The 24,106-nt window shown below is 63.5% G+C and carries 22 protein-coding genes; 15 read left to right on the top strand and 7 right to left on the bottom strand.

Annotation, left to right across the window (positions count from 1 at the left end):
• Nucleotides 1-228 precede the first annotated feature (228 nt).
• Both AB7535_RS10600 and AB7535_RS10595 read left to right on the top strand, forming a co-directional pair.
• The gene (locus AB7535_RS10600; RefSeq protein ID WP_439036204.1) at nt 229-711 is read left to right on the top strand and encodes a (2Fe-2S)-binding protein; all 483 of its coding nucleotides are present in this window, start codon (nt 229-231) and stop codon (nt 709-711) included.
• Complete coding sequence (locus AB7535_RS10595) at nt 711-4,238, top strand: molybdopterin cofactor-binding domain-containing protein (RefSeq protein ID WP_439036203.1); 3,528 nt, start codon at nt 711-713, stop codon at nt 4,236-4,238. The genes AB7535_RS10600 and AB7535_RS10595 overlap by 1 nt, the downstream gene beginning before the upstream one ends.
• Nucleotides 4,239-4,309: 71 nt before the next feature.
• Here the strand turns inward: AB7535_RS10595 and AB7535_RS10590 are convergent, their stop codons facing one another.
• A complete protein-coding gene (locus tag AB7535_RS10590; protein WP_439036202.1) occupies nt 4,310-5,278 on the bottom strand; it encodes a catechol 2,3-dioxygenase in 969 nt (322 codons plus the stop codon).
• A gap of 419 nt (nt 5,279-5,697) precedes the next feature.
• Here AB7535_RS10590 and AB7535_RS10585 point away from each other — a divergent pair, with 419 nt between their 5' ends.
• The 5 genes from AB7535_RS10585 to AB7535_RS10565 all read left to right on the top strand — a co-directional run bounded on the left by AB7535_RS10585 (nt 5,698) and on the right by AB7535_RS10565 (nt 13,834).
• Nucleotides 5,698-7,452: an ATP-binding protein gene (locus tag AB7535_RS10585; protein ID WP_166352327.1), complete on the top strand. Its 1,755-nt coding sequence runs from the start codon at nt 5,698-5,700 to the stop codon at nt 7,450-7,452.
• Between the two features lie 250 nt (nt 7,453-7,702).
• Nucleotides 7,703-10,597, top strand: a complete 2,895-nt coding sequence (locus AB7535_RS10580; RefSeq protein WP_439036201.1) for an ATP-binding protein — start codon at nt 7,703-7,705, stop codon at nt 10,595-10,597.
• 274 nt (nt 10,598-10,871) lie between these two features.
• Entirely contained in the window at nt 10,872-12,644 is a 1,773-nt protein-coding gene (locus tag AB7535_RS10575; protein ID WP_439036200.1) for a di-heme-cytochrome C peroxidase, read from the top strand.
• A gap of 114 nt (nt 12,645-12,758) precedes the next feature.
• The gene (locus AB7535_RS10570; RefSeq protein ID WP_439036199.1) at nt 12,759-13,340 is read left to right on the top strand and encodes a peroxidase-related enzyme; all 582 of its coding nucleotides are present in this window, start codon (nt 12,759-12,761) and stop codon (nt 13,338-13,340) included.
• A complete protein-coding gene (locus tag AB7535_RS10565) occupies nt 13,337-13,834 on the top strand; it encodes an MgtC/SapB family protein (RefSeq protein ID WP_247307148.1) in 498 nt (165 codons plus the stop codon). Before AB7535_RS10570 ends, AB7535_RS10565 begins: the two co-directional genes overlap by 4 nt.
• A gap of 32 nt (nt 13,835-13,866) precedes the next feature.
• Here the strand turns inward: AB7535_RS10565 and AB7535_RS10560 are convergent, their stop codons facing one another.
• Nucleotides 13,867-14,034 carry a hypothetical protein gene (locus AB7535_RS10560; protein WP_247307146.1) on the bottom strand — a complete coding sequence of 56 codons (168 nt, stop codon included), beginning with the start codon at nt 14,032-14,034 and terminating at the stop codon, nt 13,867-13,869.
• Nucleotides 14,035-14,173: 139 nt separating this feature from the next.
• A complete protein-coding gene (locus AB7535_RS10555) occupies nt 14,174-14,905 on the bottom strand; it encodes a Crp/Fnr family transcriptional regulator (protein WP_439036198.1) in 732 nt (243 codons plus the stop codon).
• Nucleotides 14,906-15,067: 162 nt separating this feature from the next.
• Between AB7535_RS10555 and AB7535_RS10550 the strand changes: the two genes are divergently transcribed.
• Nucleotides 15,068-15,271: a hypothetical protein gene (locus AB7535_RS10550; RefSeq protein WP_439036197.1), complete on the top strand. Its 204-nt coding sequence runs from the start codon at nt 15,068-15,070 to the stop codon at nt 15,269-15,271.
• A gap of 43 nt (nt 15,272-15,314) precedes the next feature.
• Here AB7535_RS10550 and AB7535_RS10545 read toward each other — a convergent pair whose 3' ends face one another.
• Nucleotides 15,315-15,458 carry a hypothetical protein gene (locus AB7535_RS10545; protein ID WP_166094525.1) on the bottom strand — a complete coding sequence of 48 codons (144 nt, stop codon included), beginning with the start codon at nt 15,456-15,458 and terminating at the stop codon, nt 15,315-15,317.
• 276 nt (nt 15,459-15,734) lie between these two features.
• Here AB7535_RS10545 and AB7535_RS10540 point away from each other — a divergent pair, with 276 nt between their 5' ends.
• On the top strand, nt 15,735-15,890 hold the full coding sequence (locus tag AB7535_RS10540; protein WP_166352319.1) for a hypothetical protein: 156 nt from the start codon (nt 15,735-15,737) through the stop codon (nt 15,888-15,890).
• Between the two features lie 15 nt (nt 15,891-15,905).
• Here the strand turns inward: AB7535_RS10540 and AB7535_RS10535 are convergent, their stop codons facing one another.
• Nucleotides 15,906-16,535 (bottom strand): ParB-like protein, encoded by a 630-nt coding sequence (locus AB7535_RS10535; protein ID WP_063983964.1) that lies wholly within the window; start codon nt 16,533-16,535, stop codon nt 15,906-15,908.
• Nucleotides 16,536-16,871: 336 nt separating this feature from the next.
• Between AB7535_RS10535 and AB7535_RS10530 the strand changes: the two genes are divergently transcribed.
• From AB7535_RS10530 to AB7535_RS10505, 6 genes are all read left to right on the top strand, one after another.
• Nucleotides 16,872-17,213, top strand: a complete 342-nt coding sequence (locus tag AB7535_RS10530; protein WP_063983965.1) for a hypothetical protein — start codon at nt 16,872-16,874, stop codon at nt 17,211-17,213.
• A 208-nt stretch (nt 17,214-17,421) separates the two neighbouring features.
• Nucleotides 17,422-17,709 carry an acyl carrier protein gene (locus tag AB7535_RS10525; RefSeq protein ID WP_007592476.1) on the top strand — a complete coding sequence of 96 codons (288 nt, stop codon included), beginning with the start codon at nt 17,422-17,424 and terminating at the stop codon, nt 17,707-17,709.
• A gap of 10 nt (nt 17,710-17,719) precedes the next feature.
• Nucleotides 17,720-18,190 carry a 3-hydroxyacyl-ACP dehydratase FabZ family protein gene (locus AB7535_RS10520; protein ID WP_063983966.1) on the top strand — a complete coding sequence of 157 codons (471 nt, stop codon included), beginning with the start codon at nt 17,720-17,722 and terminating at the stop codon, nt 18,188-18,190.
• Nucleotides 18,187-19,392, top strand: coding sequence for a beta-ketoacyl-ACP synthase (locus tag AB7535_RS10515; RefSeq protein ID WP_063983967.1), 1,206 nt, complete (start codon nt 18,187-18,189; stop codon nt 19,390-19,392). The genes AB7535_RS10520 and AB7535_RS10515 overlap by 4 nt, the downstream gene beginning before the upstream one ends.
• 47 nt (nt 19,393-19,439) lie before the next feature.
• Nucleotides 19,440-20,717, top strand: coding sequence for a beta-ketoacyl-ACP synthase (locus AB7535_RS10510; RefSeq protein ID WP_439036196.1), 1,278 nt, complete (start codon nt 19,440-19,442; stop codon nt 20,715-20,717).
• Nucleotides 20,718-20,725: 8 nt separating this feature from the next.
• Nucleotides 20,726-21,658, top strand: a complete 933-nt coding sequence (locus AB7535_RS10505; RefSeq protein ID WP_439036195.1) for a lipid A biosynthesis lauroyl acyltransferase — start codon at nt 20,726-20,728, stop codon at nt 21,656-21,658.
• 226 nt (nt 21,659-21,884) lie between these two features.
• On the opposite strand, the gene AB7535_RS10500 is transcribed toward AB7535_RS10505, so the two are convergent.
• Together AB7535_RS10500 and AB7535_RS10495 are read right to left on the bottom strand one after the other, a co-directional pair.
• Nucleotides 21,885-22,691, bottom strand: coding sequence for an outer membrane protein (locus AB7535_RS10500; protein ID WP_439036194.1), 807 nt, complete (start codon nt 22,689-22,691; stop codon nt 21,885-21,887).
• A gap of 298 nt (nt 22,692-22,989) precedes the next feature.
• The gene (locus AB7535_RS10495) at nt 22,990-24,102 is read right to left on the bottom strand and encodes a polyamine ABC transporter substrate-binding protein (RefSeq protein WP_439036193.1); all 1,113 of its coding nucleotides are present in this window, start codon (nt 24,100-24,102) and stop codon (nt 22,990-22,992) included.
• Nucleotides 24,103-24,106 lie beyond the last annotated feature (4 nt).

The following is a 24,106-nucleotide window of genomic DNA, read 5'->3' as shown; positions in this document are numbered from 1 at the left end:
TTATCATTCGTATACGAACGATGTTGCGCGCCCTCCCGAAGGCTGTCAAGCGGCGGTGCGGCGCAAAAGATGTGGCTGCCGCATAAAACCCCATTTGCCTATCCGCTCTGTCCACAAAGAAGGCAGTCGCGCTGCAGTGCGGCATGCGCGGCTTGCACGTTTGTGTACAAACGGTATCGTCGCGACGTAGGTTTTGACGAGCACTTGGCCACGCGCTTGGGAACGAGGATGACGCAGACACCGATCCGCCTCACCGTGAACGGCAGGATCCACGAGATCACGGCAGCGCCGCAGACGCCGCTGCTCTATGTGCTGCGCAACGACCTCGCGCTCAACGGTCCGAAATATGGCTGCGGCCTCGGCGAGTGCGGCACCTGTACTGTCCTGATCGACGGCGCCGCCGCGCGCTCCTGCGTGATTCCCGTCAGCGGCTGCGCAGGCCGTGACATCCTGACGCTCGAAGGGCTCGGCACGCGCGACGAGCCGGATGTGGTGCAGCAGGCCTTCATCGACGAGCAGGCCGCACAATGCGGCTATTGCCTCAACGGCATGATCATGACCACCAAGGCGTTGCTTGCGATCAACCCGCAGCCGACCGAGCAGGAGGCGCTGGCGGCGCTGCGCTACAATCTTTGCCGCTGCGGCACCCATGTCGAAATCCTGCGCGCGGTGATGCGCGCATCCGGCCAGATCACTGAGGCCGTTGATTGATGGCCTCCCCTGTTTCGAACGGAGCTGAGCGGCAATCCGGTTCGCTCGTCGTCGTCCGCACCGTGGACGAGGTCACATCCGAGACCTTCATCCGTATCACCACGGATGGATCGGTCACGGCCTATAACGGCCACGTCGATCTCGGCACCGGGGTCCGCACCGCGCTCGGCCAGATCGTCGCCGAAGAATTGGATGTGTCCTTTGCACGCGTCGTCGTGGTGCTCGGCGATACCGCCGTGGTGCCGAACCAGGGCGCGACGATCGCGAGCGAGACCATCCAGATCACCGCCGTCCCCCTGCGCAAGGCCGCAGCGCAGGCGCGGCACTTCCTGATCGCGCGCGCTGCCGAGCGGCTGGAGCTGCCGGCCAGTGAGCTCAAGATCGAAGACGGCCTCGTCCGCGGGCACAACCGCAGCGTCAGCTATGGCGAACTGATCGGCGGCGAGACCATTCGCCTCGAGCTTGCCGACGACGTCGCTGTGAAGCCTGTCGGCGATTACGCCATCGTCGGCCAGTCGACGCCCCGCGTCGACCTGCCCGCCAAGGCGACGGGCGAGCTGACCTTCGTGCACGACATCCGCCTGCCCGGCATGCTGCACGGCCGGGTGGTGCGTCCGCCCTATGCCGGCGTCGATGCCGGCCCGTTCGTCGGCACCAGCCTGATCGCGGTGGATGAATCCTCGGTACGTGACATTCCCGGCATCATTGCCGTCGTGAGCATCGGCGATTTCGTCGGCGTGGTCGCCGAGCGCGAGGAGAACGCGATCCGCGCGGCGGAGCAGCTCGCGGTGAGCTGGAAGCCGACGCCTCATCTGACCGATCTCGCCGACGTCGAGACCGCGCTGCGCGCCAATCCATCGACGCCGCGCACGCTGATCGACAAGGGCGACGTCGATAAGGCGATATCAGGCGCGGCCAAGCCGATGCAGCGCACTTATGTGTGGCCGTATCAGATGCATGCCTCGATCGGGCCGTCCTGCGCAGTCGCCGATGTCCAGGACGGCAACATCCGCGTCTGGTCCGGCACGCAGAACCCGCATGTCCTGCGCAGCGATTTGGCGCTCCTGATCGAGCGTCCCGAGAGCGAGATCGAGGTGATCCGCTTGGAGGCCGCCGGCTGCTACGGCCGCAACTGCGCCGATGACGTCACCGCGGATGCGCTGCTGCTGTCGCGCGCCGTCGGCCGGCCCGTGCGCGTGCAGCTGACGCGCGAGCAGGAGCATGCCTGGGAGCCCAAGGGCACCGCGCAGCTCATCGACGTCAATGGTGGGCTCGACGCTGACGGCGGCATCGCTGCTTACGATCTCGCCACGCGCTATCCCTCGAACGCGGCGCCAACGCTGGCGCTGCTTCTGACGGGCCGGATTTCGCCGGAGCCCGCGGTACTCCAGATGGGCGACCGCACCGCGATCCCGCCGTACGACTACGACCACATGCGCGTCGTCGCCCATGACATGGCGCCGATCGTGCGCGCGTCCTGGTTTCGCGGTGTCTCGGCCCTGCCGAACACTTTTGCGCATGAATCCTATATCGACGAGGCCGCGACCGAGGCCGGGGTCGATCCGATCGAATACCGCCTGCGTTACCTGAAGGACCAGCGCGCCGTCGATCTCGTCAATGCGGTGGCCGAGCGCGCGGGCTGGACGCCCCGGCCGGCCCGCGAAGAGAAAGACGGCGAGGTCGTGCACGGGCGCGGCTTTGCCTATGCGCTCTATGTCCACAGCAAGTTTCCGGGCTACGGCGCCGCGTGGTCGGCCTGGGTCGCCGACGTTGCGGTGAACAAGTCCACCGGCGATGTCAGCGTCACGCGCGTCGTCGCCGGGCAGGACTCCGGCCTGATGATCAATCCGGACGGCGTGCGCCACCAGATCCACGGCAACGTCATCCAGTCCACCAGCCGCGCGCTGATGGAGGAGGTATCGTTCGAGCGCGGCGCGGTGACGGCGCGCGAATGGGGCGCCTATCCGATCATCCCCTTCCCCGACGTCCCCAAGATCGACGTGCTGATGTTGCCGCGTCAGGACCAGCCGCCGCTCGGCGTCGGCGAATCCGCCTCGGTGCCGAGCGCGGCGGCGATTGCCAACGCGATCTTCGATGCCACCGGCGTGCGCTTCCGCGAGCCGCCGTTCACGCCGGAACGCATCCTGAAGGGATTGCACGGTGAAACATCGCCCGTGCCGCAAGCTCTGCCCGCGCCCGCAGCGCCGCCGCCGTCCCGCATCTGGGAGAATCCGTTCGCCAAGCGCGCCGGCATCTTCGCGACGATCGCGGCCGTCTGCACCGCCGCGATCGGCGTCGGCGCAGCACTCCTGCCCGGACGCGCCATCGCGCCGATCGCGCGGCCTGATGCCTCGGTCTATTCCGCGGCGACGATCGCGCGCGGAGAGCAACTCGCAGCACTCGGCAATTGCGCGAAGTGCCACACCAGCCTCAATGGCGTGCTCAACGCCGGCGGCCGCGCGCTGGAGACGCCGTTCGGCACGATCTACTCAACCAACATCACGCCCGACGTCGAAACCGGCATTGGTGCCTGGTCCTATCCCGCCTTCGAGCGCGCGATGCGCGACGGGCTGCACCGCGACGGACGGCAGCTCTACCCCGCCTTCCCCTACACCCACTTCGCCAAGACCAGCGACGCCGACATGCAGGCGCTCTACGCCTACCTGATGAACCAGCCTTCGGTTCGCGCCACGGCGCCGGCGAATGCACTCGCCTTCCCGTTCAACCTCCGCCCGCTGCTTGCGGGCTGGAATGCGCTGTTTCATCAGACTCAAGAATTCAAGCCCGATCCCGCCAAATCCGAGCAGTGGAATCGCGGCGCCTATCTCGTCGAGAGCCTCGGCCATTGCAGCGCCTGCCATTCGCCGCGCAACGCGCTCGGCGCGGAGCAACGCGAAGCCTATCTCGCCGGCGGCTTTGCCGAGGGCTGGGAAGCGCCGGCGCTGACCTCGCTCTCACGCGCGCCGATCCCGTGGAGCGAGGACGAGCTGTTCGCCTATTTGCGCACCGGCCATTCGCGCTTTCACGGCATCGCGGCTGGTCCGATGGCGCCGATCGTCAAGGACCTCAAAGCCCTGCCCGACCCCGACATCCGCGCGATGGCGGTCTATCTCAATTCGTTCAACGACACCGCGATCGATACGCGGGGCCAGGATGCACTTGCCGCAAAGCTTGAAGGCTCAACGCAGGTCACGGTGGTGCCGTCCATCGGCGCGCGGCTCTATCAGGGCGCTTGCGCCGTCTGCCACGAGGTCGGCGGCCTGCCGCTGTTCGGAACTCGGCCCTCGCTCGCGCTCAACAGCAATCTGCACAGCGCGACATCGGACAATCTCGTGCAGGTCGTCCTGCACGGGGTCAATGAGCCCGTCTCCAGCGACCTCGGCTACATGCCCGCCTTCAAGAACAGCATGAGCGACGCGCAAGTCGAAGAGCTCGTCACCTTCCTGCGCCGGCAGTTCGCGCCGGACAAGCCGGCCTGGACCGGCGTCCGCGAGACGATCGCGCGCGTGCGCACCTCAACGCATTGATGGAGCACGACCTAATCGGAAAGCCGCTTCACACTTTGCGCTAACGCGGCCCTTCGGGTCCGGGTCATGCTCTAGCCGTGCTTCTTCGCCTCCACCGGCGGTGTGCCGTGGGTGTGGAACGACTCGATCGTCTTCAATCCCCACGCCTGGCCCTTCTTGCGCTCCTCCTCGGTCCACACGATCGGCTTCCAGTCGGGGGCGAGGATGAGGCGCGCGCCGGCATTGGCGACCTCGACGCGGTTGCCGCCAGGCTCGTAGACATAGAGGAAGAACGTCTGCTGGATCGCGTGCTTGTGCGGGCCGGTCTCGATGTGCACGCCGTTCTCCAGGAAAATATCGGCGGCGCGCAAAATCTCCTCGCGGCTGTCGAGCGCGTAGGTGACATGGTGAAAGCGGCCGGGCGTACCGGAATGGTCGAGCGAATAGGCAAAATCGTAGCTCTTGTTCGACATCGTCAGCCACATCGCCGCTTCCCGCCCGTCGTTGAGCACGATCTGCTCGGTGAGGCGGCAGCCGAGATAGTTTTCGAAGAACTCGCGGTTGGCCTTGATGTCGACGGCGAGGCAGTTGAGGTGGTCGAGGCGGCGGACATTGACGCCGCGCGCGGGAAAGCGTTGAGCCTGGTTCTTCAGCGCAGGTCTAAGCTCCGGCGGCGCCTGGTACCATTCGGTCTCGTAATAGAGCTCGACGATATGGCCATCAGGGTCGCGGCAGCGGAAGGTCGGCCCCTGCCCCATGTCGCCGTCGATCCAGCCGATGTCGAAGCAGGAGCCTTTCAGCGCGGCGACGCGGCGCTCAAGCGCCTGCTGGCTGCGCGCGCGCAGCGCCATATGCTCCATGCCTGATGTCTTCGACGCCGTCAGCTTGAGCGAATAGCGCTCGTAATCGTCCCAGCCGCGCAGGTAAACCGACTCGCCCTTCTGCCCGCTCACCGTCATGCCCATGACGTCGACGAAGAATTTCAGGCTCTCGTCGGGCTTCGGCGTCAGCAGCTCCATGTGGCCGAGATGAGCAAGATCAAGGATCGGTTCGGGCTGCATGCTTTCCTCCAAGGGTGGCTGCGATCCGCCGGACCGGATCGCGCAACCGGACGCAAGGCTGCAAACGCGCTCGAGCGTACGGGGGCGGCATCCAGGCCGCAGGTTCATTTGTACTAATGTACAAATGATTAGGTCCCGTCAACAAATCAAACATGGCCGCCCAGATCGAGTGACGCGCCAGCCGGGATGACCTCCATCCCCGAACGGCGGACCGACTGGCCGAATGGTAAAATCTTCCTTAAGCGCTGTCGGGCCTATCGGCCTAGAAAAGCGGCATCCCCCTACCGATTCCGCCCGCAAGTATGCATTAGGAGCAAATCTCTCAACCGAATTGTCGCAGATTTAACAAAGCCCCCGCGCCTGCCGTTTAACCGTTTGTCCAGCCGCGGCACGCATAGTCAGGGTTAAACCTCTTGCTCATGCCAGGTTCATTCATCGTGACATCCTTTGGACGCGTGATTTCGGTACGCGGGTCGCTCGCCCGGGTCGGGCTGCTGGCGGCAAGCCAGATGCCGGTCTCGGAAATTCGGGCCACCGTCGGCCGTTTCGTCAGCATCCGCTGCGCCAGCTCGGTGATCGTCGCCATGATCACCGAGGTGTCCTGCGAGAACCTCTCGAACTCCGACTACATCGCCATCGCGTCGGTCGACCTGCTCGGCGAAATCCACAATGCCGCCGACAAGGCCAAGTTTCAGCGCGGCGTCACCAACTATCCGACCATCGGCGATTCCGTCGACCTGATCACGAGCCAGGAGCTGCGCACGATCTACGCGCCGACCGGATCGGACCAGATCAATGTCGGCTTCCTCCAGCAGGATCGCTCCGTCGTCGCCTATGTCGACGTCGAGGAAATGCTCTCCAAGCATTTCGCGGTGCTGGGATCGACCGGCGTCGGCAAATCCACCGGCGTGTCGCTGCTGCTCAACGAGATCCTGAAATCACGCCCGAACCTGCGCATATTCCTGCTCGACGTGCACAACGAATATGGCCGCTGCTTCGGCGACCGCGCGCTGGTGCTCAACCCGCGGAACCTGAAGCTGCCGTTCTGGCTGTTCAACTTCGAAGAAATCGTCGACGTGCTGTTCGGCGGCCGCGCCGGCGTGCCCGAGGAGCTTGACGTCCTCGCCGAGGTGATCCCGATCGCCAAGGGCATCTACACCCAGTATCAGAACACCGATCGGCTCGGCCTGAAGCGCATCGATCCCAAGCAGGTCGGCTTCACCGTCGACACGCCGGTACCATACCGCCTGGTCGATCTGATCTCGCTGATCGACGAGCGCATGGGCAAGCTGGAAAACCGCTCCTCGCGCATCATCTATCACAAGCTGATCTCGCGCATCGAGGCCGTCCGCAACGACCCGCGCTACGCCTTCATGTTCGACAACGCCAATGTCGGCGGCGACACCATGGCCGAGGTGATCAGCCATCTGTTCCGCCTGCCCGCCAACGGCAAGCCGATGACGGTGATGCAGCTCGCCGGCTTCCCGGCCGAGGTCATCGATTCCGTCGTCTCGGTGCTCTGCCGCATGGCCTTCGACTTCGGCCTGTGGAGCGACGGCGTGTCGCCGATGCTGTTCGTCTGCGAAGAGGCGCACCGCTACGCCTCCGCCGACCGCAACGTCGGCTTCGGGCCGACCCGCAAGGCGGTGTCGCGCATCGCCAAGGAAGGCCGCAAATACGGCGTCTATCTCGGCCTCATCACGCAGCGCCCCGCAGAGCTCGACGCGACCATCATCTCCCAGTGCAACACGCTGTTCACGATGCGTCTGGCCAACGAGCGCGACCAGGCGCTGCTGCGCGCCGCGGTGTCGGATGCGGCCGCGAACCTGCTGTCCTTCGTGCCATCGCTCGGCACCCGCGAAGTCCTGGCGTTCGGCGAAGGCGTCGCGCTGCCGACCCGCCTGCGCTTCAAGGAGGTGCCGCCGCACCAATTGCCGCGCGGCGAAGCCACCATCTCAAGCGTGCCGTCGGTCACCTCCGGTCACGACATGCATTTCGTCGGCGCCGTGCTCGAGCGCTGGCGCGGCGCCACCTCGCAACGCGACGTGCCGAACGACCCGGTGTTCTCGCAGCCGCCCGCAAAGACGCTCGCGACCGCCGAAGCGCCGATGCTGCAGCCCTCGATGGGGCTGGACCCGGATCGCTTCTCGCTGCTGAAGAAGCCGCTGCGGTAAGGAACGGACACCGCTTCGGCAAATTCCGCTGTCATGCCCCGGCTTGACCGGAGCATCCAGTACGCCGCGGCCCCTCGATTCAATCACGATCGCCTCCGGAATTTCCCGAACAGCGGACAGTCGTGAAAGACGGGGGATGCCCCCGGATATCGCGGCTCAAGGCCGCGTCTCGCGGATAGCCCAAGGCTTGTCCTTCGTGCTACCCTTGCCTTTTAGAGCCGGTTTGAGCACGCGGGGCGCGAAGATGTCCGTGGGCGGTGCCAATATTGCGGATCGCAACATCATAACGGTGCTCGCCGTCGACATGGTGGGTTCAACTCGCCACATCGCGGCTTGCGATCCCGATGAAGCTCAAGCGTTTTTGGACCAGTGGCTGGATCACATCCGCAACTCCGTGGAGCGTCTCGGGGGACAGATTGTCCACTATGCGGGAGACGGTGGCATTGCCATATTCGGCTGGCCAACCGCATATGAGGATCATGCGGATCGTGCGTGCATCGCAGCCTGGGACATTCAGAGTCATAGCCAGTCGACCGGCCCCAGGGGAGATCCGGTCAATTTTCGCGTCGGACTTCACTCCGGCCTGGTCGGCCTACGCATAGGCGGCAAAAACGCCATCGCCCGCTTCGACGTTGCCGGAGCGACCGTGCACGTTGCTGCCAAGCTGCAGCAGGAAGCAGCGGCAGGCGAGATCAGGGTTAGCGCCGAAACCGCAAAGCTGTGCCGATCGCCACTCGGCCTTACGGCGCACAAGACGACTTCGGGAATCGCCGATCGGGTCATCGAGGCCTACACGCTGAATGCCCGGCCGGACGATGTCGATCACAACGAAATCGCCAGCCGCTATCAAAATCCGATCGTGAATCGGGTCGACGAACTTGCGGCGCTTCGGGAGCTCCTCCCGCGCCCGGGCGCCAAAAGCTGCTCCGTCACGCTGCTGGGCGAACCAGGTATCGGCAAGAGCCGCCTTGCGACAGCCGTAATGACCGAGGCACTGACATCCGACGTGAGATGCTGCGTCTTTTATGGCGGCGTACAGAAACGTGCCACCGCGTTCGCCGCCGCCCGCACCTTGGTGGGCGACATGCTCGCTGCAAACAGCTCATCTTCGGATGCACATATTCGTGAGGCTCTCGCGGAACTGCACATCGAGGCAGCCGATCGCAGAAAGCTCGAAGCCCTATTCATCGCCGGAAAAGCGTCCTCTCGCCAACGATTGACCGACAATACGCAAACGCAAATTGCACGTGCACTTGTCAATGCCTTCCTCGCATTGGCGCTTGATAGACCAACTCTCTTGCTGATCGAAGACCTCCAGTGGATCGATCCGGAAAGCCGCCATTTCCTGAAATTGCTTGCTCGCGCAAGTACCCCACAGCCGCTTTGCATATTGCTGACCGGACGTCCGGAATCATCAGACCAGTCCATGGAGATTGCGGGCTCGCTCATTCATCTGCAACCGCTGTCGCGGGCCTGCATGGAGGCTTTGGGACGCCAATTGTGGCCGAAAACTCGATCCCCGACCGTGTTTGCGAGAGCAATCGATCGCGCCGACGGCGTCCCCTTCGTATTGGAAGAGTTCTTGCGTTCGGCGGACGCGACGAACGCAACGAGCGAACATTCGCTGCCTCAGAGCGTCGAGTCCGTGATTCATGCGCGGCTGCAACGGCTTTCTCCGAAGTTGAAGGCATTCGTGCAGACGCTCAGCCTGCTGGGAGAGGAGGTCGAAATCCAATTGGCCACGACGGTGCTCGGCGTGGACGTAGGCGAGCTGCTGACTGCGTTGTTCGAGCTTGCCCGATTTGCTTTTGTCCATCCGCTTGCGGGTAACTCCGTGCGTTTCCGGCATCAGATCATCGCCGAGGCCTGTGCAAACACGATACCGCGTGGCCGGCGTCTGGAAATCCACCAGGCCGCTGTCCAGGCGATCATTCGGCGCTACCCGAATCTGGATGGTCGTTACGAACAGTTGGCCTTTCATGCAGAGGAAGCCGGAGATGCTGATGCTGCACTTGGCTATCTCTGGGAGGCCGCCGTCGAAGCGCGCCGGAACGCCGCAGCCTCATCGCTCAGCTTGATATACGACCGGGCGCTCAAGCTCATCGAGCGTCTTGGGGAAGCCGCCGAAGAAAAATATGTCGACTTCGGTCGAATGAGCTTCGCTTCGATGCTGCAACTCGGCGAATTCAAAAAAGTAAATATGCATTTGCCGCGAACGTTGGAGCTGGCGCGGCGCCAAGGCAGGATTGCTCACGTGTGCAGCGTCCAGTCGCAACTCGGGATGGTCTACTGGTTTGAGGGCCGGTATGAAGAAGGGCTGCAAATAACGAGCGAGGGATTGAGAACGGCTCGAGCGCTGAAATCGACCGCACTCATATTTTCAAATCAGACTATCATGGCAAATGTGTTGCACAGCATGGGCCACGTCCATCGCGCGATTGCGGCGATGGACGAACTGAATGAAATGCTCACAGGAGAACTCGAGACTGCCCGTCTCGGGACACCGGCCGGTCCAAAATGCACGGTTTTGGCATTCAGGAGCTGGTTCATGAATGCAACAGGTCAATATGCGGAGGCGCTCGGATTCGCATTGCGTGCATTGGAGATCGCAGTTCGTGAACAGGATTCATATGGGCAAGTGCTCGCCCGCATTACGATGGGACGAAATCTCCTCATGCTCCATCGAAATGACCAGGCTGTGGAATGCCTGTCGATTGCAAGGGAGATCGTCGAACGTAACGGCTACGATGCCAGCAAGGCCAACCTGACCGGAGCAATGGCGACCGCTCTGGCACGAACAGGCCAGGCACATCAGGCCGTCGACCTGATAGACGCTTGTATGGAGAGCGGCACGCATCTGCGGACAGGCCAGATCGAGCTCTGCCTTCTCTATGCCGGTTACGCTGAGGCTCTCGTTCGGGACGGGAAATCCGAACGTGGCCTGAGCGCCCTGGATGCTGCTCTTTCCATCGCCAGGACCATCAGGAATCCATGGCTGATTGTCGAATGTCTTGGTTTGAGGGCGCGACTGCTCGCCGAGGCGAAGCCTGGCACCGCCCGCGTCGCTGAGGATCTCGCCGAGATGCACGCGATTTGCGATCAGTTTGGCATTGTTGCCTGGGACGGATCCCGGCTCGCGGTTTAGCAAGGCCGCTCGTGTCGAGACACACCAGTTCACAGGAACCCGTGTCGCGGGCTCGCCGCGCTCAACGGGCGTGGCATGCAATCCGGAGCTTCGACTCGGAGCAACGACCTTGACGGGACTTTGCCAAGAAGTACAATCTCGAGCATCCGGCGGCTATTTCTGACAGCTCTCGTCGCTACCGGGCGAGCTGCGTCTCGCCCAGCTCCGCATATCTGCACAGATTCTGGTTTCGAGAAAACGGGTGGTTCAATTGTAGTTCATGGAGGGTCATGCGATGCGTCGTATCGCTTTCCTCATTGGCTTTGCGCTGGTCGCCGCCGCAAGTTCGGGAATTGAGACCGCTCTCGGCGATCCCATTTATGTCGACCAAGGCCCGACATGGACAGCGGAAGACAGGGCCGACTACTACACGCGCGACCAAGGCTCCCGCTTGATCAACCTCACCTGGTTACGGGCATTGAAAGCGAAGGACGGACAACCGTTCCTCTCGGATGGTCTTACCCGATACGGCTTTCTCCCAAATCCGGGCAATAATACCAACCTCCCCGTCGGCCTCCACACCACAGGTCCCGCAGAGTCCCCGATGGTCGGGATAACATGCTCCGCGTGCCACACGCGGCAGGTTCAAGTGGGGGGCAAGACGTACCGCATTGATGGCGGTCCGGCCTTTATGGATTTCCAGGAGTTCCTGAGCGACCTGGACAAGGCGGTAGGAGACGCGACCGCCAGCGAGACGGCATTCGCTGCATTTGCTGCGGCCGTTTCCGAACCTGCGACACCTTCTGCTGCCGATATTGCCGCACTACGGCAGAGGGTTGATGCATGGCACCGGCGCGTTCATGCATTCGTGGCCGGTACATTGCCGCCAGTTGGCTGGGGGCCTGGGCGGCTGGACGCCATCGGGATCATCTTCAACCGCATATCCGGCACCGACGTTGGGCCGCCGCCTGATTTCTTGATCCCGGAGAACATGAAGATTGGCGATGCTCCGGTGCGCTATCCTTTCCTGTGGAATTCACCGATGCAGAACCAGACCGACTGGGCCGGTTTTGTGTTGAATGGAAACCGCGTTTTTGCACTTGCCCGGAACACGGGACAGGCTCTCGCATTCGGCAACTTCGAACCAAGGCGCTCGTTCGGCCCGTTCTTCAACTATGCCAACTCCATCAACTTCGATGGACTGAAACGACTTGAGGAATTGCTCCTGAAGATGGGCCCGCCAAAATGGCCATCAGATTGGCCTATCGACTCGAAGCTGGCTAAAGACGGTCAAAAAATCTTCGAGAGGCAGTGCAGCAAGGGGTGTCACGAGAAGAAGGAAGTCCGTGCCCTGCGCGACCTGTTTGTTACGACGTGGGTGACGCCGGTTCAGAACGTCGGCACCGACACACGTCAATTCGACGAGCTTGGTTGGAGGGTAAAGACCGGCGCGCTGAAGGGAGCAGGTATCCCGTTGATCGCCAGGCACCTCGAGGAGGAGGATTATGCCGTCCACATGATGTTCAGTGCAGTCGCCGGAGCGATCCTCGACAATAAGCTGTATCTGGGGAGCGACGTCGGCTCCGGTGACGGCTTTGGCTCCTCGTTGCCTCCCAACGCCCAAAAGGCGCCCTCCACATCCCTCTCTCTGTCACCGGCTCCGGTCAAGGCGTCCATCGCGCCGCCCAGCAGCGCGCAACCTCCGAACCAGCCAGAAAGCCTGACGATCGAACCTGGGACGCTTCTTGAGCGGACCCTCAACAGAGGCGAGTATGAAGCTCGCGTGCTGGAGGGAATTTGGGCCGCGGCGCCTTACTTGCACAACGGCTCGGTGCCGACATTGGCGGAATTGCTCGTACCGCCTGCGAAGCGCATGTCACAATTCAAAGTTGGCGCGAGATACGACATCAAAAATGTTGGTCTTGACGTCACACAAGAGGGGCCAAATCGTCCGGTCACCGATTGCAATGACCTCAATTCAGGAAACAGCCGATGCGGGCATGACTATGGCACGCGCTTGCGCGACGACGAAAAGAAGGCACTCCTCGAATATTTGAAGACTCTTTGAGAGCCTCGGCTCTGTCTGCGCTAGCCAGGATGTAGTCCGCGCATGCGCTTTGCGCTAAGGACTGCGATCGACTATGTTCCGCGCTTCCCCGAGAGCCCCATCCGGAACATCGTCATGCCCCTTCCTCCTTCACAACGCTTCCCCGCACCCGCCCTCGACACGCTCCCCGACGACATCCGCACGCGCCTGCTCGCCGTGCAGGAGAAGAGCGGCTTCGTGCCGAACGTGTTCCTGACGCTGGCGTACCGGCCCGACGAGTTCCGCGCGTTCTTCGCCTATCACGACGCGCTGATGGAGAAGGACGGCGGCCTCACCAAGGCCGAACGCGAGATGATCGTGGTCGCGACCTCGGCGGCCAACCAGTGCCAGTATTGCGTGATCGCGCACGGCGCGATCCTGCGCATCCGCGCCAAGAACCCGCTGATCGCCGACCAGGTCGCGGTAAACTATCGCAAGGCCGACATCACGCCGCGGCAGAAGGCGATGCTCGATTTCGCGATGAAGGTCTCGGCCGACGCGCAGCGCGTCTCCGAGGAAGACTTCGCGGCCCTCGCGCCGCACGGCTTCAGCGACGACGACATCTGGGACATTGCCGCAATCTCCGCCTTCTTCGCGCTGTCCAACCGGCTGGCAAACTTCACCGGCATGAGGCCGAACGAGGAGTTTTACCTGATGGGGCGCTTGCCGAAAAAATGACGGAGCTCGACTGGCCCGAAATCCTTGCTCGTCTCGGTGCCGCGACCGTCGCCGCCGGCGCGATCGGCCTCGACCGCGACCTGCACGGCAAGCCGATCGGGCTGAAGACGCTCGGCATCGTCGGGCTCTCCACGGCGACCGTGGTTCTGCTCGCCCTGCAGCTCGCCGAGCCAACCAAGGTCGCCGATGCCACCAGCCGCGTCATCCAGGGCATCCTGACCGGCATCGGCTTTCTCGGTGCCGGCGTCATCGTGCATCAGAGCATGGGATTTCGCGTCCGCGGGCTGACCAGCGCCGCCTGCACCTTTCTCGCGGCCTGCATCGGCATCGTCTGCGGTGCCGGACAGTGGAAGATCGTCGCCGTCGCGCTGGCGCTCGCCTTCGTGCTGCTGACGGTGGGCCGCCACATCGAGCGACGGTTGCACCGCGTGCTCGGCGGGAAGGAGGATGCGCACACCGCTGAGACGTCTCCGGACGCGCCGCCGCGGACCTAGCCGGCTGCGCCAGCACGCGGCTCTCACATCCGTCACGTTTTCCGTCGCTGGCTCCAGAAGCTTCCGATACCGACGATGGCGGTGACGAGCAGAACGGCAACGAAGGTCTGGATGATCGTGAAATTCAGGGCATCGCGCGCGACGAACAGCGCGGTGATGGCACCGGCAACGATGAAGAGAATGCGAAAGATTGCGCTCACGGTGATGCCTCCGGGTCAGCATGACTCGGAGCCACCTGCGCCCTCGACATTCAGGCAACACCGGTTCGGCAATCATGCCGATGGACCATAGCGCCCTGCACCGATACGAATTTGCGGTAGGTCAAGTCGCCTGCGCGCCTCAAAGCGTTGGCGACTGATGCAGGTAACGGCCGTCGAAATCGGCAAGTTCCAAAAATTTCCGCTCGTCCAGCACCGTGACGCGGCCGCGGTGCAGCTCGACGATGCCCTCCTGCCGCAACTGCTTGATCACGCGGTTGGCGTGCACCCCGGTGATTCCCAGGGCTTCGCCGATCTGCTCCTGGGTCAGCGGCATCTCGAAGCTGTTGCCGTCAAGACGCTCGATGACCCGGAGGCGTTCGCGCAGCTCGATCATGACATGGGCAAGCCTTGCGGGCGCGGGACGCTGGCCGACATTGACGATCCATTCGCGAAACATGGCGGCGTCGATCAGGGTGTCTCGCCAGAACATCTCGGCGACGCTTGGACTGCGCTGGTGCAATTTTCGCAGCGTTTCGTGACTGATGAAGCCGAGCGTGCATGGCGTCAGCGTCGACAAGTCGTGATCCATCACATGCAGGAACAGGCTCATCAGGTCAGGGATCTCGCCGGGGATGTGGATGGAGAGGATCTGACGCTTGCCGCTTGCTATCGTCTTGGAACGCGCACAGAAGCCATCTGCGATCAGGCAGCAATCGGTTGCGCGCTCGCCGTCGCGCACCACGGGCGCCTCCGCCGAATATTGACGAACCGCAATCGGGAGCGCCTCGATCTCCTTCACGTCGTCGTCCGAGATGCCGGAAGATGTACGCAAACGCCTGACAAGCGCAGCACGGATCGTATCGCTGGGCACGCGAGCTAGCTCCGGTTGGCATGAGATGGGACCTGTACTGCAATCCCTGGCGCAGAGGCGCCGCTGCAATGAAAAACCCGCGATCCACGCCCCCGGTTCCAACAAAAGTTAAGGACGCCACTCGCCTCCCCATGGTTGGCTTCGCGCCGGAAAGGTCCAGCCATGACCAAGAAACGCAACCGCGCGCGACCGGCCCTGTCACTCCAGGAGCGCCTGAACAAGTTCACGCAGGACGCCCGGGCCGCGGCCAAGAAGCTGCCAGCCGGCACCGAACGCCACACACTGTTGCAGAAGGCGCGCAACGGCGAGGCAGCCGCCGAGATCGAACGCCTTCTGTCCTCACCCGGCCCGCAGCACCAGAAGTGATCGTCCCACCGTTGCGTAGCGGCGACTGCGAGGCACTACACCGCTAGCGCTGCGCCATCAACTCGAGCGCCGGAGCAAAGCGCTCGGAGAATGTCAGCGTCTTGGCGTGGCGAACTGCGGCAAACGATGCCGAGATTCCTGCTGTGGCGACTGCGAGCAAGGCGATTACGAAAACCAGACGGCGCATTTCGGCCTCCTGTGTGAGCTCGACTACCCCACAGAGATGGGGTGGCTCTGTTTCAGGACGGTTTCATCCCTGCGGAAAATGACTTCGCTCAAGCGGCTGTGATGAGATCCGGCTTCTCGGGCCGCCGCGCCGTAACCAACTAATAATCGTCGTCGTTGTCTTGCGACGGTCGCGAGCGGTACCGGGAATTTCGCGCCGGCGGCCACGATCATGAATCGCAAGACTGCCGCGATAAGCAGTATTCGCAGCAATGCGGAGTCATCGAGGATTGCTCAAATGAACGTCGTTATCCGGAAGCTCAATGGTCTGTGGCACCTCGTCGTCGGCTCGTGCCAGATCCGAACGCCCTTCCTGGCAACCCAGGACCGCGCGCTGGTCGTGAGCTACGCCCGGCGCGTCTACCCCGGCGCCAAGATCTTTCAGCGCGACTGATGCGAGCGGTTGCGCCTAATCGTCATCCGCCGGCCCGCACCAGCCGGGCAGATAGATAGCGTCCTTGCTCTTGGCCGCGGACAGGGCCTTCTCGAGCGCCTTGTCGAAATTGGCATCGACTGCCTTGCGCGTCAGTTTCCGGCGCAGAAAGTCGGCCCACAGGAATTCCGAGAACGGCGTGGTGTCCTTGGCGAAGCCGCCCATGCGGCGGAGCTCGCCGGCAAGACTGCGGAAGGGATCATCCTTGAGATCGACGACCGATTTCGGCAAGTCGCGGAACGGACGCCGCTCGCCCTTGGAATCGTAAGGATAGACCCAGCGCTTGTTGTCCATCACGCCCCAGAAAGCCTCGCGCTCGACCATTCTGAGGTCGCCGACCACGGTCACCAGCACTTCCTTGACGCCCTCGTCGTGCAATGCGCGGCCGAGATGATGATGGTCGATCACGTAGTAGCGCTGGTCCGGTCCGTAGACGACGGGGATCATGTGATTGCCGAGCAGGTCGGCCTGCTTCTTCTTGCCGTGCTCGCGCCAGCGCTTGCGCTTCTCCTTGACCTCGCGCATGCCGACCGTCATCTGCGTCGGCCGGAGTGATAGGATCGGCACCGGATGCACTCTCGGTTCGCGCGCGTTGGTGGTGGTCATGATGAAGGCCCCTCACATGGTTGCAACCGGTGGTCCGGTTCCCTTGATTATGCCACGGGCCCCGCGGTGGCAAAATGCGTTCGATCCGGCCGCGGAGATCACAAGCAGATGTTCACGAGAGCCAGCGATGCATGCTTCGGGGTTGTTGCTGCGACGCAACCTCCGCTTCCTGTCACCGACCTGACAGCCGGCGCCGCGTTCGCGCGCGCCGTTCCGGAAATATGCCATGCAAGATAGTGCGAAAGCGCAATGCACGTGTGCGTTGAGAAGATTTTCTGCAAGGCATTCACGACGTATGCTATCTAAAAATCGCTGCTTCGGAGTGATCCCCGCACCATGAAAACACAGCGGCCCATCAGCTCGGATGACGAGCACCGGGTGCTCCAGTTCAGGCCGCGCAACGCGTCTCCCCCGCCGGTCCAACGGGGCAGCGGTACCGTCCAGCCGCTGCGCGTCGCGCCCGAGCCGCTCGACCTGTCGCGCTACGAGAAGCCCCGCCCGGAACCGGACAATTTCCGCCACCGCATGCTCGCCAATATTGCGGCGCTCGCCTTCACCATCGCGCTGACCGCAATCGGGATCTGGCTCGCGGTGAGCATTGCCGACCTGCGCCGCACCCAGGATTGCGTGCTGATGGGCCGCCGCGACTGCGCCAAGATCACGACGCCCCATATCTAGGCACCCCCCGGGTGAAAAGGCCGCCGACGGCATCCCCAGCCCTGTCGCCGGGGCCGCCCGGCTCCATTGAACTCAGGGCGGCGCTCCGATATACGGGCTTTCGACCCGGCCAGAGGGGGGGTTGAGGGCATCATCGGGGCGCGATGCCCACCCACCGTTCCACTCTGGAACCTCAGACAAATATCAGCAATATATCAAAGGCTTAGTGATGTCCTCCACATTCGATCAGGTCGCTACGATCATCGCTGAAACCTGCGACATCCCGCGCGACACGATCACGCCGGATAGCCACGCCATCGATGACCTCGGCATCGACAGCCTCGATTTCCTGGACATCGCGTTCGCGATCGACAAGCAGTTCGGCATCAAGCTGCCGCTGGAAAAGTGGACCCAGGAGGTCAACGACGGCAAGGCGACCACCGAGCAGTATTTCGTGCTGAAAAATCTGTGCGCCCGCATCGACGAACTGGTTGCGGCCAAGGGCGCGAGCGCCTAAGCGCGCGGTCATGCAACTCGAATACTTCCACATGATCGATCGCGTCGTCGACCTCAACGTCGACGCGAAGACGATTGTCGTCGAAGCCCTGGTCCCCAAGGAGAGCACGATCTTCGAGGGGCACTTCCCGGGCTATCCCCTGATGCCCGGCGTGCTCCTGATCGAATCGATGGCCCAGGCCTCGGGCTGGCTTCAGCTCGGCGTGCTCAAGTTCGAGCGCATGCCGATCCTGGCCGCCGTCAAGGAGGCCAAGGTCCGCGGCTCGGTCTTCCCCGGCGATCTCATGACCATCGAGGCGACCCTGTCGCATCAGGGCTCGGGCTATGCGGTGACCGAGGCCAAGATCAAGGTCGGCGGTAAGCTGCGCGCGAATTCGACGCTCACCTTCACGCAGATCCCCTTCCCCAATGCGGATATGCGCGGCTTCATGGACGCGGTCGCCAAACGCGTCGGCTTCCCGCAACAGGCCGGATCGCCATGACTGACACTGCTTCGAAGCCCGGCCAGACGGAAGTCTGGATCACCGGCATTGGCCTTGCCACCTCGCTCGGCGAAGGCCTGGACGCCAACTGGGCCGCGCTTCAGGACAAGCGCATCAATGTCGACGAGAAGGGCTTTGCGCCCTGCATCGTGCATCCCCTGATGCCTGTGACCTTCGACAGCCAGATCCCGAAGAAGGGCGACCAGCGCCAGATGGAAGCCTGGCAGCGCATCGGCACCTATGCCGCGGGCCTTGCGCTCGATTCCGCCGGGATCAAGGGCAACAAGGACATCCTGTCGAAGATCGACATGGTGGTGGCCGCCGGCGGCGGCGAGCGCGACCTCAATGTCGACTCCGGCGTGCTCACGGCCGAGGTCAAGGGCGCCAATGCGCCCGGCTTCCTCAACGAACGGCTGATGAGCGATCTCAGGCCGACGCTGTTCCTGGCCCAGCTCTCGAACCTGCTCGCCGGCAACATCGCCATCGTGCACGGTCTCGGCGGCACCTCGCGCACTTTCATGGGTGAAGAGGTCGCGGGTGCCGATGCGGCGCGCATTGCGCTCGCGCGCATCGCCTCGGGCGAGAGCGACATCGCGCTGATCGGCGGCTCCCACAATGGCGAGCGCAAGGACCTGATGGTCCTCTACGAATTCGGCGACTTCAACCTGAAAGACAAGTTTGCTCCGGTGTGGGCGCGCAAGGATCACCCCGGTTTCGCGTTGGGATCTGCCGGCGCGTTCCTGGTGCTGGAATCGAAGGCGCACGCGGAAGCGCGCGGCGCAAAGCCGTTCGCAAAGCTGTCGAGCGTCGTTGCCGACCTCGCCCGGCGCAAGCAACCCGGCGACACGGCCGCGACGCTGGAGAAGCTTTGGGAAAAGCTGCCCAGGCGCGAGGGCAAGGGCGCGATCATATCGGGCGCGACCGGCGCGGAGCCCGCGACGTCAGAGGAGCGCGGCTTCCTGAAGGGCCATGCTGACTTCCCGGTGCGTTCGACCGGCACGATGTTCGGCCACGCCATGGAAACGCAATTCCCGCTTGGCATCGCGCTCGCGGCGCTGTCGATCTCGCGCGGTGCGCTGTTCCCGCCGAACGATTCCACCGGGACCGAGATTGAAATGCAGGGCGCGCCCACCCAGATTGTGGTGGTGGGGGCCGGACACTGGCGCGGCGAGGGCATGGCTCTGGTCGAGGCCGTAAGCTGAAGCGCGTCGCGCTTTGGCGGATGCTCTAGCTCAATCGGGGGATCGACATGACTGCACCACGCGACAAACTCGGGCGTCCCGTCGTCGTCGTCACCGGCATGGGCATCATGACCTCGCTCGGCAACGGCAAGGCCGACAATTGGGCGAAGCTCGTGGCCGGCGAATCCGGCATCCGCACCATCACGCGCTTTCCGGTCGACGGCCTGAGGACGACGATGGCCGGCACGGTCGATTTCGTCAGCGTCGATCCGTTCTCCTCCACCGGCCTGTCCGAGCGGATGGCTGAGCTCGTCACGCAGGAAGCGCTCGCGCAGGCCGGCATCGGCGCCAAGGCCGATTTCCCCGGTCCGCTCTTCCTTGCGGTTGCACCGGTCGAAGTCGAGTGGCCGCAGCGCCGTGAGCTCGGCCGTGCCGTCGGCGCGCAGGATATCACCTATGACGATCTGCTGCGCATCTCCGGCGGCGGCAAGTACAGCGCCTATCACCACCGCTTCATGTTCGGCTCGGTAGCAGCTTATCTCGCCGAGACCTTCGGCACCAAGGGCTCGCCGATCTCGCTGTCGACGGCCTGCGCCTCGGGCGCGACCTCGATCCAGCTCGGCGTCGAGGCGATCCGCCGCGGCGAGACCGATGCCGCGCTGTGCGTGGCAACCGACGGCACTGTGAACCCCGAAGCTCTCGTGCGTTTCTCGCTGCTCTCGGCGCTGTCGACCCAGAACGATCCGCCGCAGGCCGCCTCCCGCCCCTTCTCCAAGAACCGCGACGGTTTCGTCATGGCCGAGGGCGCCGGCGCGCTCGTCCTGGAGAGCTACGAGGCCGCTACCGCGCGCGGCGCAAAAATCCTCGGCGTGATCGCCGGCTGCGGCGAGCTCACCGATTCCTTCCACCGCACCCGCTCTTCGCCCGATGGCAAGCCGATCATCGGCTGCATGAACAAGACGCTGGCCGATGCCGGCATGACGCCGGACCAGATCGACCACATCAACGCGCACGGCACCGCGACGCCCGAAAACGACAAGATGGAATTCAACACGACGTCGGCCGTGTTCGGCGAGCTCGCGCAGAAGATCCCGGTCACCTCCAACAAGTCGATGGTCGGCCACACCATCTCGGCCGCCGGCGCGGTGGAGGCGATCTTCTCGCTGCTCACCCTCGAGCATCAGCGCATTCCGCCGACGATCAACTACGACACTCCGGATCCCACGATCCTGTTCGACGTCGTCGGCAACAAGGCGCGCGATGCCCGCGTCACCGCGGTGATGTCGAACTCGTTCGGCTTCGGCGGCCAGAACGCCTCGCTGATCCTGACCCGCGAACCGGCCTGACCGGACGCATGGCGCTGTTACCTGCGAGCATCAAGGCCCGCGCGCGGGAGGCTGCCAAGTCGCTCGGCGGAAGCCTGATCGGGGCCACCACCGTCGGCATGCTGCGCACCACGCGCTATTTCGATCCGGCCAAGACCTCGGACTTCTTCTCCCGCGTGGTGAAGACGATCGGCCCGCGCCTGCGCGAGCACCGCATCGGCCGCGCCAACCTCACCGCGGCATTTCCGGAGAAGTCGCCGGAAGAAATCGAAACCATCCTGATGGGCGTGTGGGACAATCTCGGCCGCGTCGGTGCCGAATTCGCCCATATGGACCAAGTCTGGGATTACGACCGCGATCATCCGGAAAAGAGCCGGATCGAATTGCCGCCGCGCAGCATCGAGCTATTCGACCAGATCCGCGACGACGGCAAGCCGGCGCTGATCTTTGCAGCCCATCTCGCCAATTGGGAATTGCCGGCGCTCGCCGCCGTCGCACACGGGCTGGATGCCGCGATCCTCTACCGCCGCCCGAACATCGCGTCTGCCGACCGCATCATCCAGGAGATGCGCCAGGTCAACATGGGCACGCTGATCCCCGCGGGGCGCGATGCGCCGCTGCGGCTCGCGCAGGCGCTGAAGGACGGCAAGCACGTCGCCATGCTGATCGACCAGTACCTGACCGGCGGCGTCGAGGTCACCTTCTTCGGCCGCAAGACCCGCGCCAACCCGATGCTGGCCCGCCTGCTCCGCCAGGTCGAATGCCCGATCCACGGCGTCCGCATCATCCGCCTGCCCGGCAACCGTTTCCGCGGCGAGCTGACCGAGGAGATCAAGCCGGTGCGCGACGCCGACGGCAAGATCGACATCCAGGGCACGACGCAGGCGATCACGAGCGTGGTGGAAAGCTGGGTGCGCGAGCATCCCGAGCAGTGGCTGTGGCTGCACAGAAGGTGGCGGTAGCGAGCCGTCAAACGGCTAACGCGGTTACCTATTCCTCATCCTGAGGAGCGCGGAATGCGCGTCTTGAAGGATGACGGCCCGGCCGGTGGCCTCGCCCTTCGAGACGCGCGCGAAGAGCGCGCTCCTCAGGGTGAGGGTCTGGCCTTCTCTCTGCCGAAAGACTTCGTCCCAAACAAAAAGGCCCCGGCGCATGACCGGGGCCTTCGCGTTCAAGCTCTCGAACCGTTCAGTACTTCGCGACCACCGGTCCACCGAACGTGTAGTTCACGCGCACCGTGCCGATGTCGATGTCCTGGCTGATGCGGTGGGTGCTTGGCGGCGCGGCGAAGGGGGCAATGGTGTTCGTGGTCACGTCCCGGCTGCCCATGAACAGATGATCGTATTCGACAGCGACAGACCAGCCCGGCGCGAAGCCGAACTCGATTCCCGCTCCGACGGTCCCTCCCCAACGCGTCTCGGAGCCGACGGCACCGGTCTGGCCGGCGACGACGGCGAAGAACGGCGCGAGAGCGGCCGCGCCGGCCGGCGTCAGCGTGAGCGAGTATTTGTCGTGAACGACGGCCGCACCGCCCTTGGCATAGAGCAGCACGTTGTTGAAGGCGTATCCGACCTGCCCCGTGAACAGGCCGAAGGCGTCGACCTTGGTGACGTCGTTGAGGAGAGAGGTGGTACCAAAGACGGCATACTGGCTCGCGTTGCTGCCCCTAAAATCGGCCCAGTTGCCCTGCGCCTCCAGGCCAAACACCCAGTTGGTCGCCTGCCAGCGATAGCCGATCTGTCCACCGACGGTGGCGCCTGTCGCGTTGTGGCACCCCTCGGGAACTGACGGCACGATCGGGAAGCCGGAATCGTTGAAGATGTCCCAGCAAGAGTGCGCAGAACCGCCGCCACCGTTGATACCGAGATAGAGACCGCCCCAATTGTAGACCGGCACCACGACAGGAGCCTTGGTGTAACGCGGGGCCATGTCAGCCGCCGACGCAGCGGTGACGAACAGCAACGAGCCAGCCGCAGCCAGAACAACTTTCTTCATTGGGGCAATTCCTATGAGCGAATATATTCCGGTTCCATACACCGGAACCGCGCCGGACGCTGTCACCCCAAGGACACATCCGGATACCATCGCAACGACGTCAGGTTGTATGCGCAATCTGAGAAGACCGGCCGCAGATCGGCACCGCGCGCTGCTTCAGGTCATTGCGTCCGCGCGTCGATGAAGCCAGGCGTCACCGCGACTTAGGCACCGCCACCGCCGGCGACCCGCAGGTGACGCTTCTACTGTGCATGGGGTTGTTTTGCAGATTTTGGCTTCCGGGCGGTTCCCAGAGCGACTACCGCCCTGTCTTCACCTTGGTCCAGAGCCGGTTGATGATCCGCTGTGTCGCCGGCTCGCGCGCCGTGATGACGAACAGTTTTGCCAGCGTCGCCTCGTCCGGATAGATGTTCTTGTCACCAAGGATCTTCGGATCGACCAGCTTCTGGCTGGCGAGGTTGCCGTTGGCGTAGGACAGGAAGTCCGAATTCTTGGCGGCGACATCAGGACGGTAGAGATAGTTGATCAGCTCGTAGGCTTCCTTGACGTTCTTGGCGTCCGCGGGGATCGCGAGATTGTCGAAGAACATCTGCGCGCCCTCCTTCGGGATGGCGTAGCCGATCTCGATGCCACCCTTCGCTTCGGCGGCGCGTGCGCGCGCCTGCATGATGTCGCCGGACCAGCCGACCACGAAGCAGATCTCGCCGGTGGCGAGCGCGCTGAGATATTCGGACGAATGAAACTTGCGCACGGAAGGGCGGACCTTCGCGACGATTTCGGCGGCCTTCTCGAGGTCGGCCTGCTTGGTCGAGTTCGGATCGAGCCCGAGATAGTTCAGCGCCGCGGGGAAGATGTCGTCGGCGGAGTCGAGCATGTGGACGCCGCAGTCCTTGAACCTCGCCAAATTCTCCGGCTTGAAGACGATGTCCCAGCTGTCGATCTTCGCGTCGGGCCCGAGGATCTGCTTCACCTTGGCGACGTTGTAGCCGATGCCCGTCGTGCCCCACATGTAGTTGGCGGCGTAGACATTGCCAGGATCGTAAATGCCAAGGCGCTCGGTCACCACCGGCCAGGCATTGGAGAGGTTCGGCAGCTTCGACTTGTCGAGCTTCTGGAGGATGTTGGCCTTGATCTGGCGCTGGAGGAAATAGGCGGTCGGCACCACGACGTCATAGCCGGACTTGCCGGCCATCAGGCGCGTCTCCAGCGTCTCGTTGGCATCGAACGTGTCGTAGACCACCTTGATGCCGGTCTCCTTGGTGAAGGCATCAAGGACGTCAGGCGCCATGTAGTTGGACCAGTTGTAGAAGTTGACGACCCGCTCCTCGGCCCCTGCGGGGCCAGAAAGCAACGTCAGCGCCGCGGCGATTGCAAAACCAAGGCAAAGCCTGGAGCGGCCGACGTTCGTCATCTTT

Source organism: Bradyrhizobium sp. 956_D2_N1_4 (assembly GCF_052076025.1).
Classification (GTDB): Bacteria; Pseudomonadota; Alphaproteobacteria; order Rhizobiales; family Xanthobacteraceae; genus Bradyrhizobium; species Bradyrhizobium barranii.
Note: the sequence above shows the minus strand (reverse complement) of the source record. Positions and strands in the feature narration are given on the sequence as shown.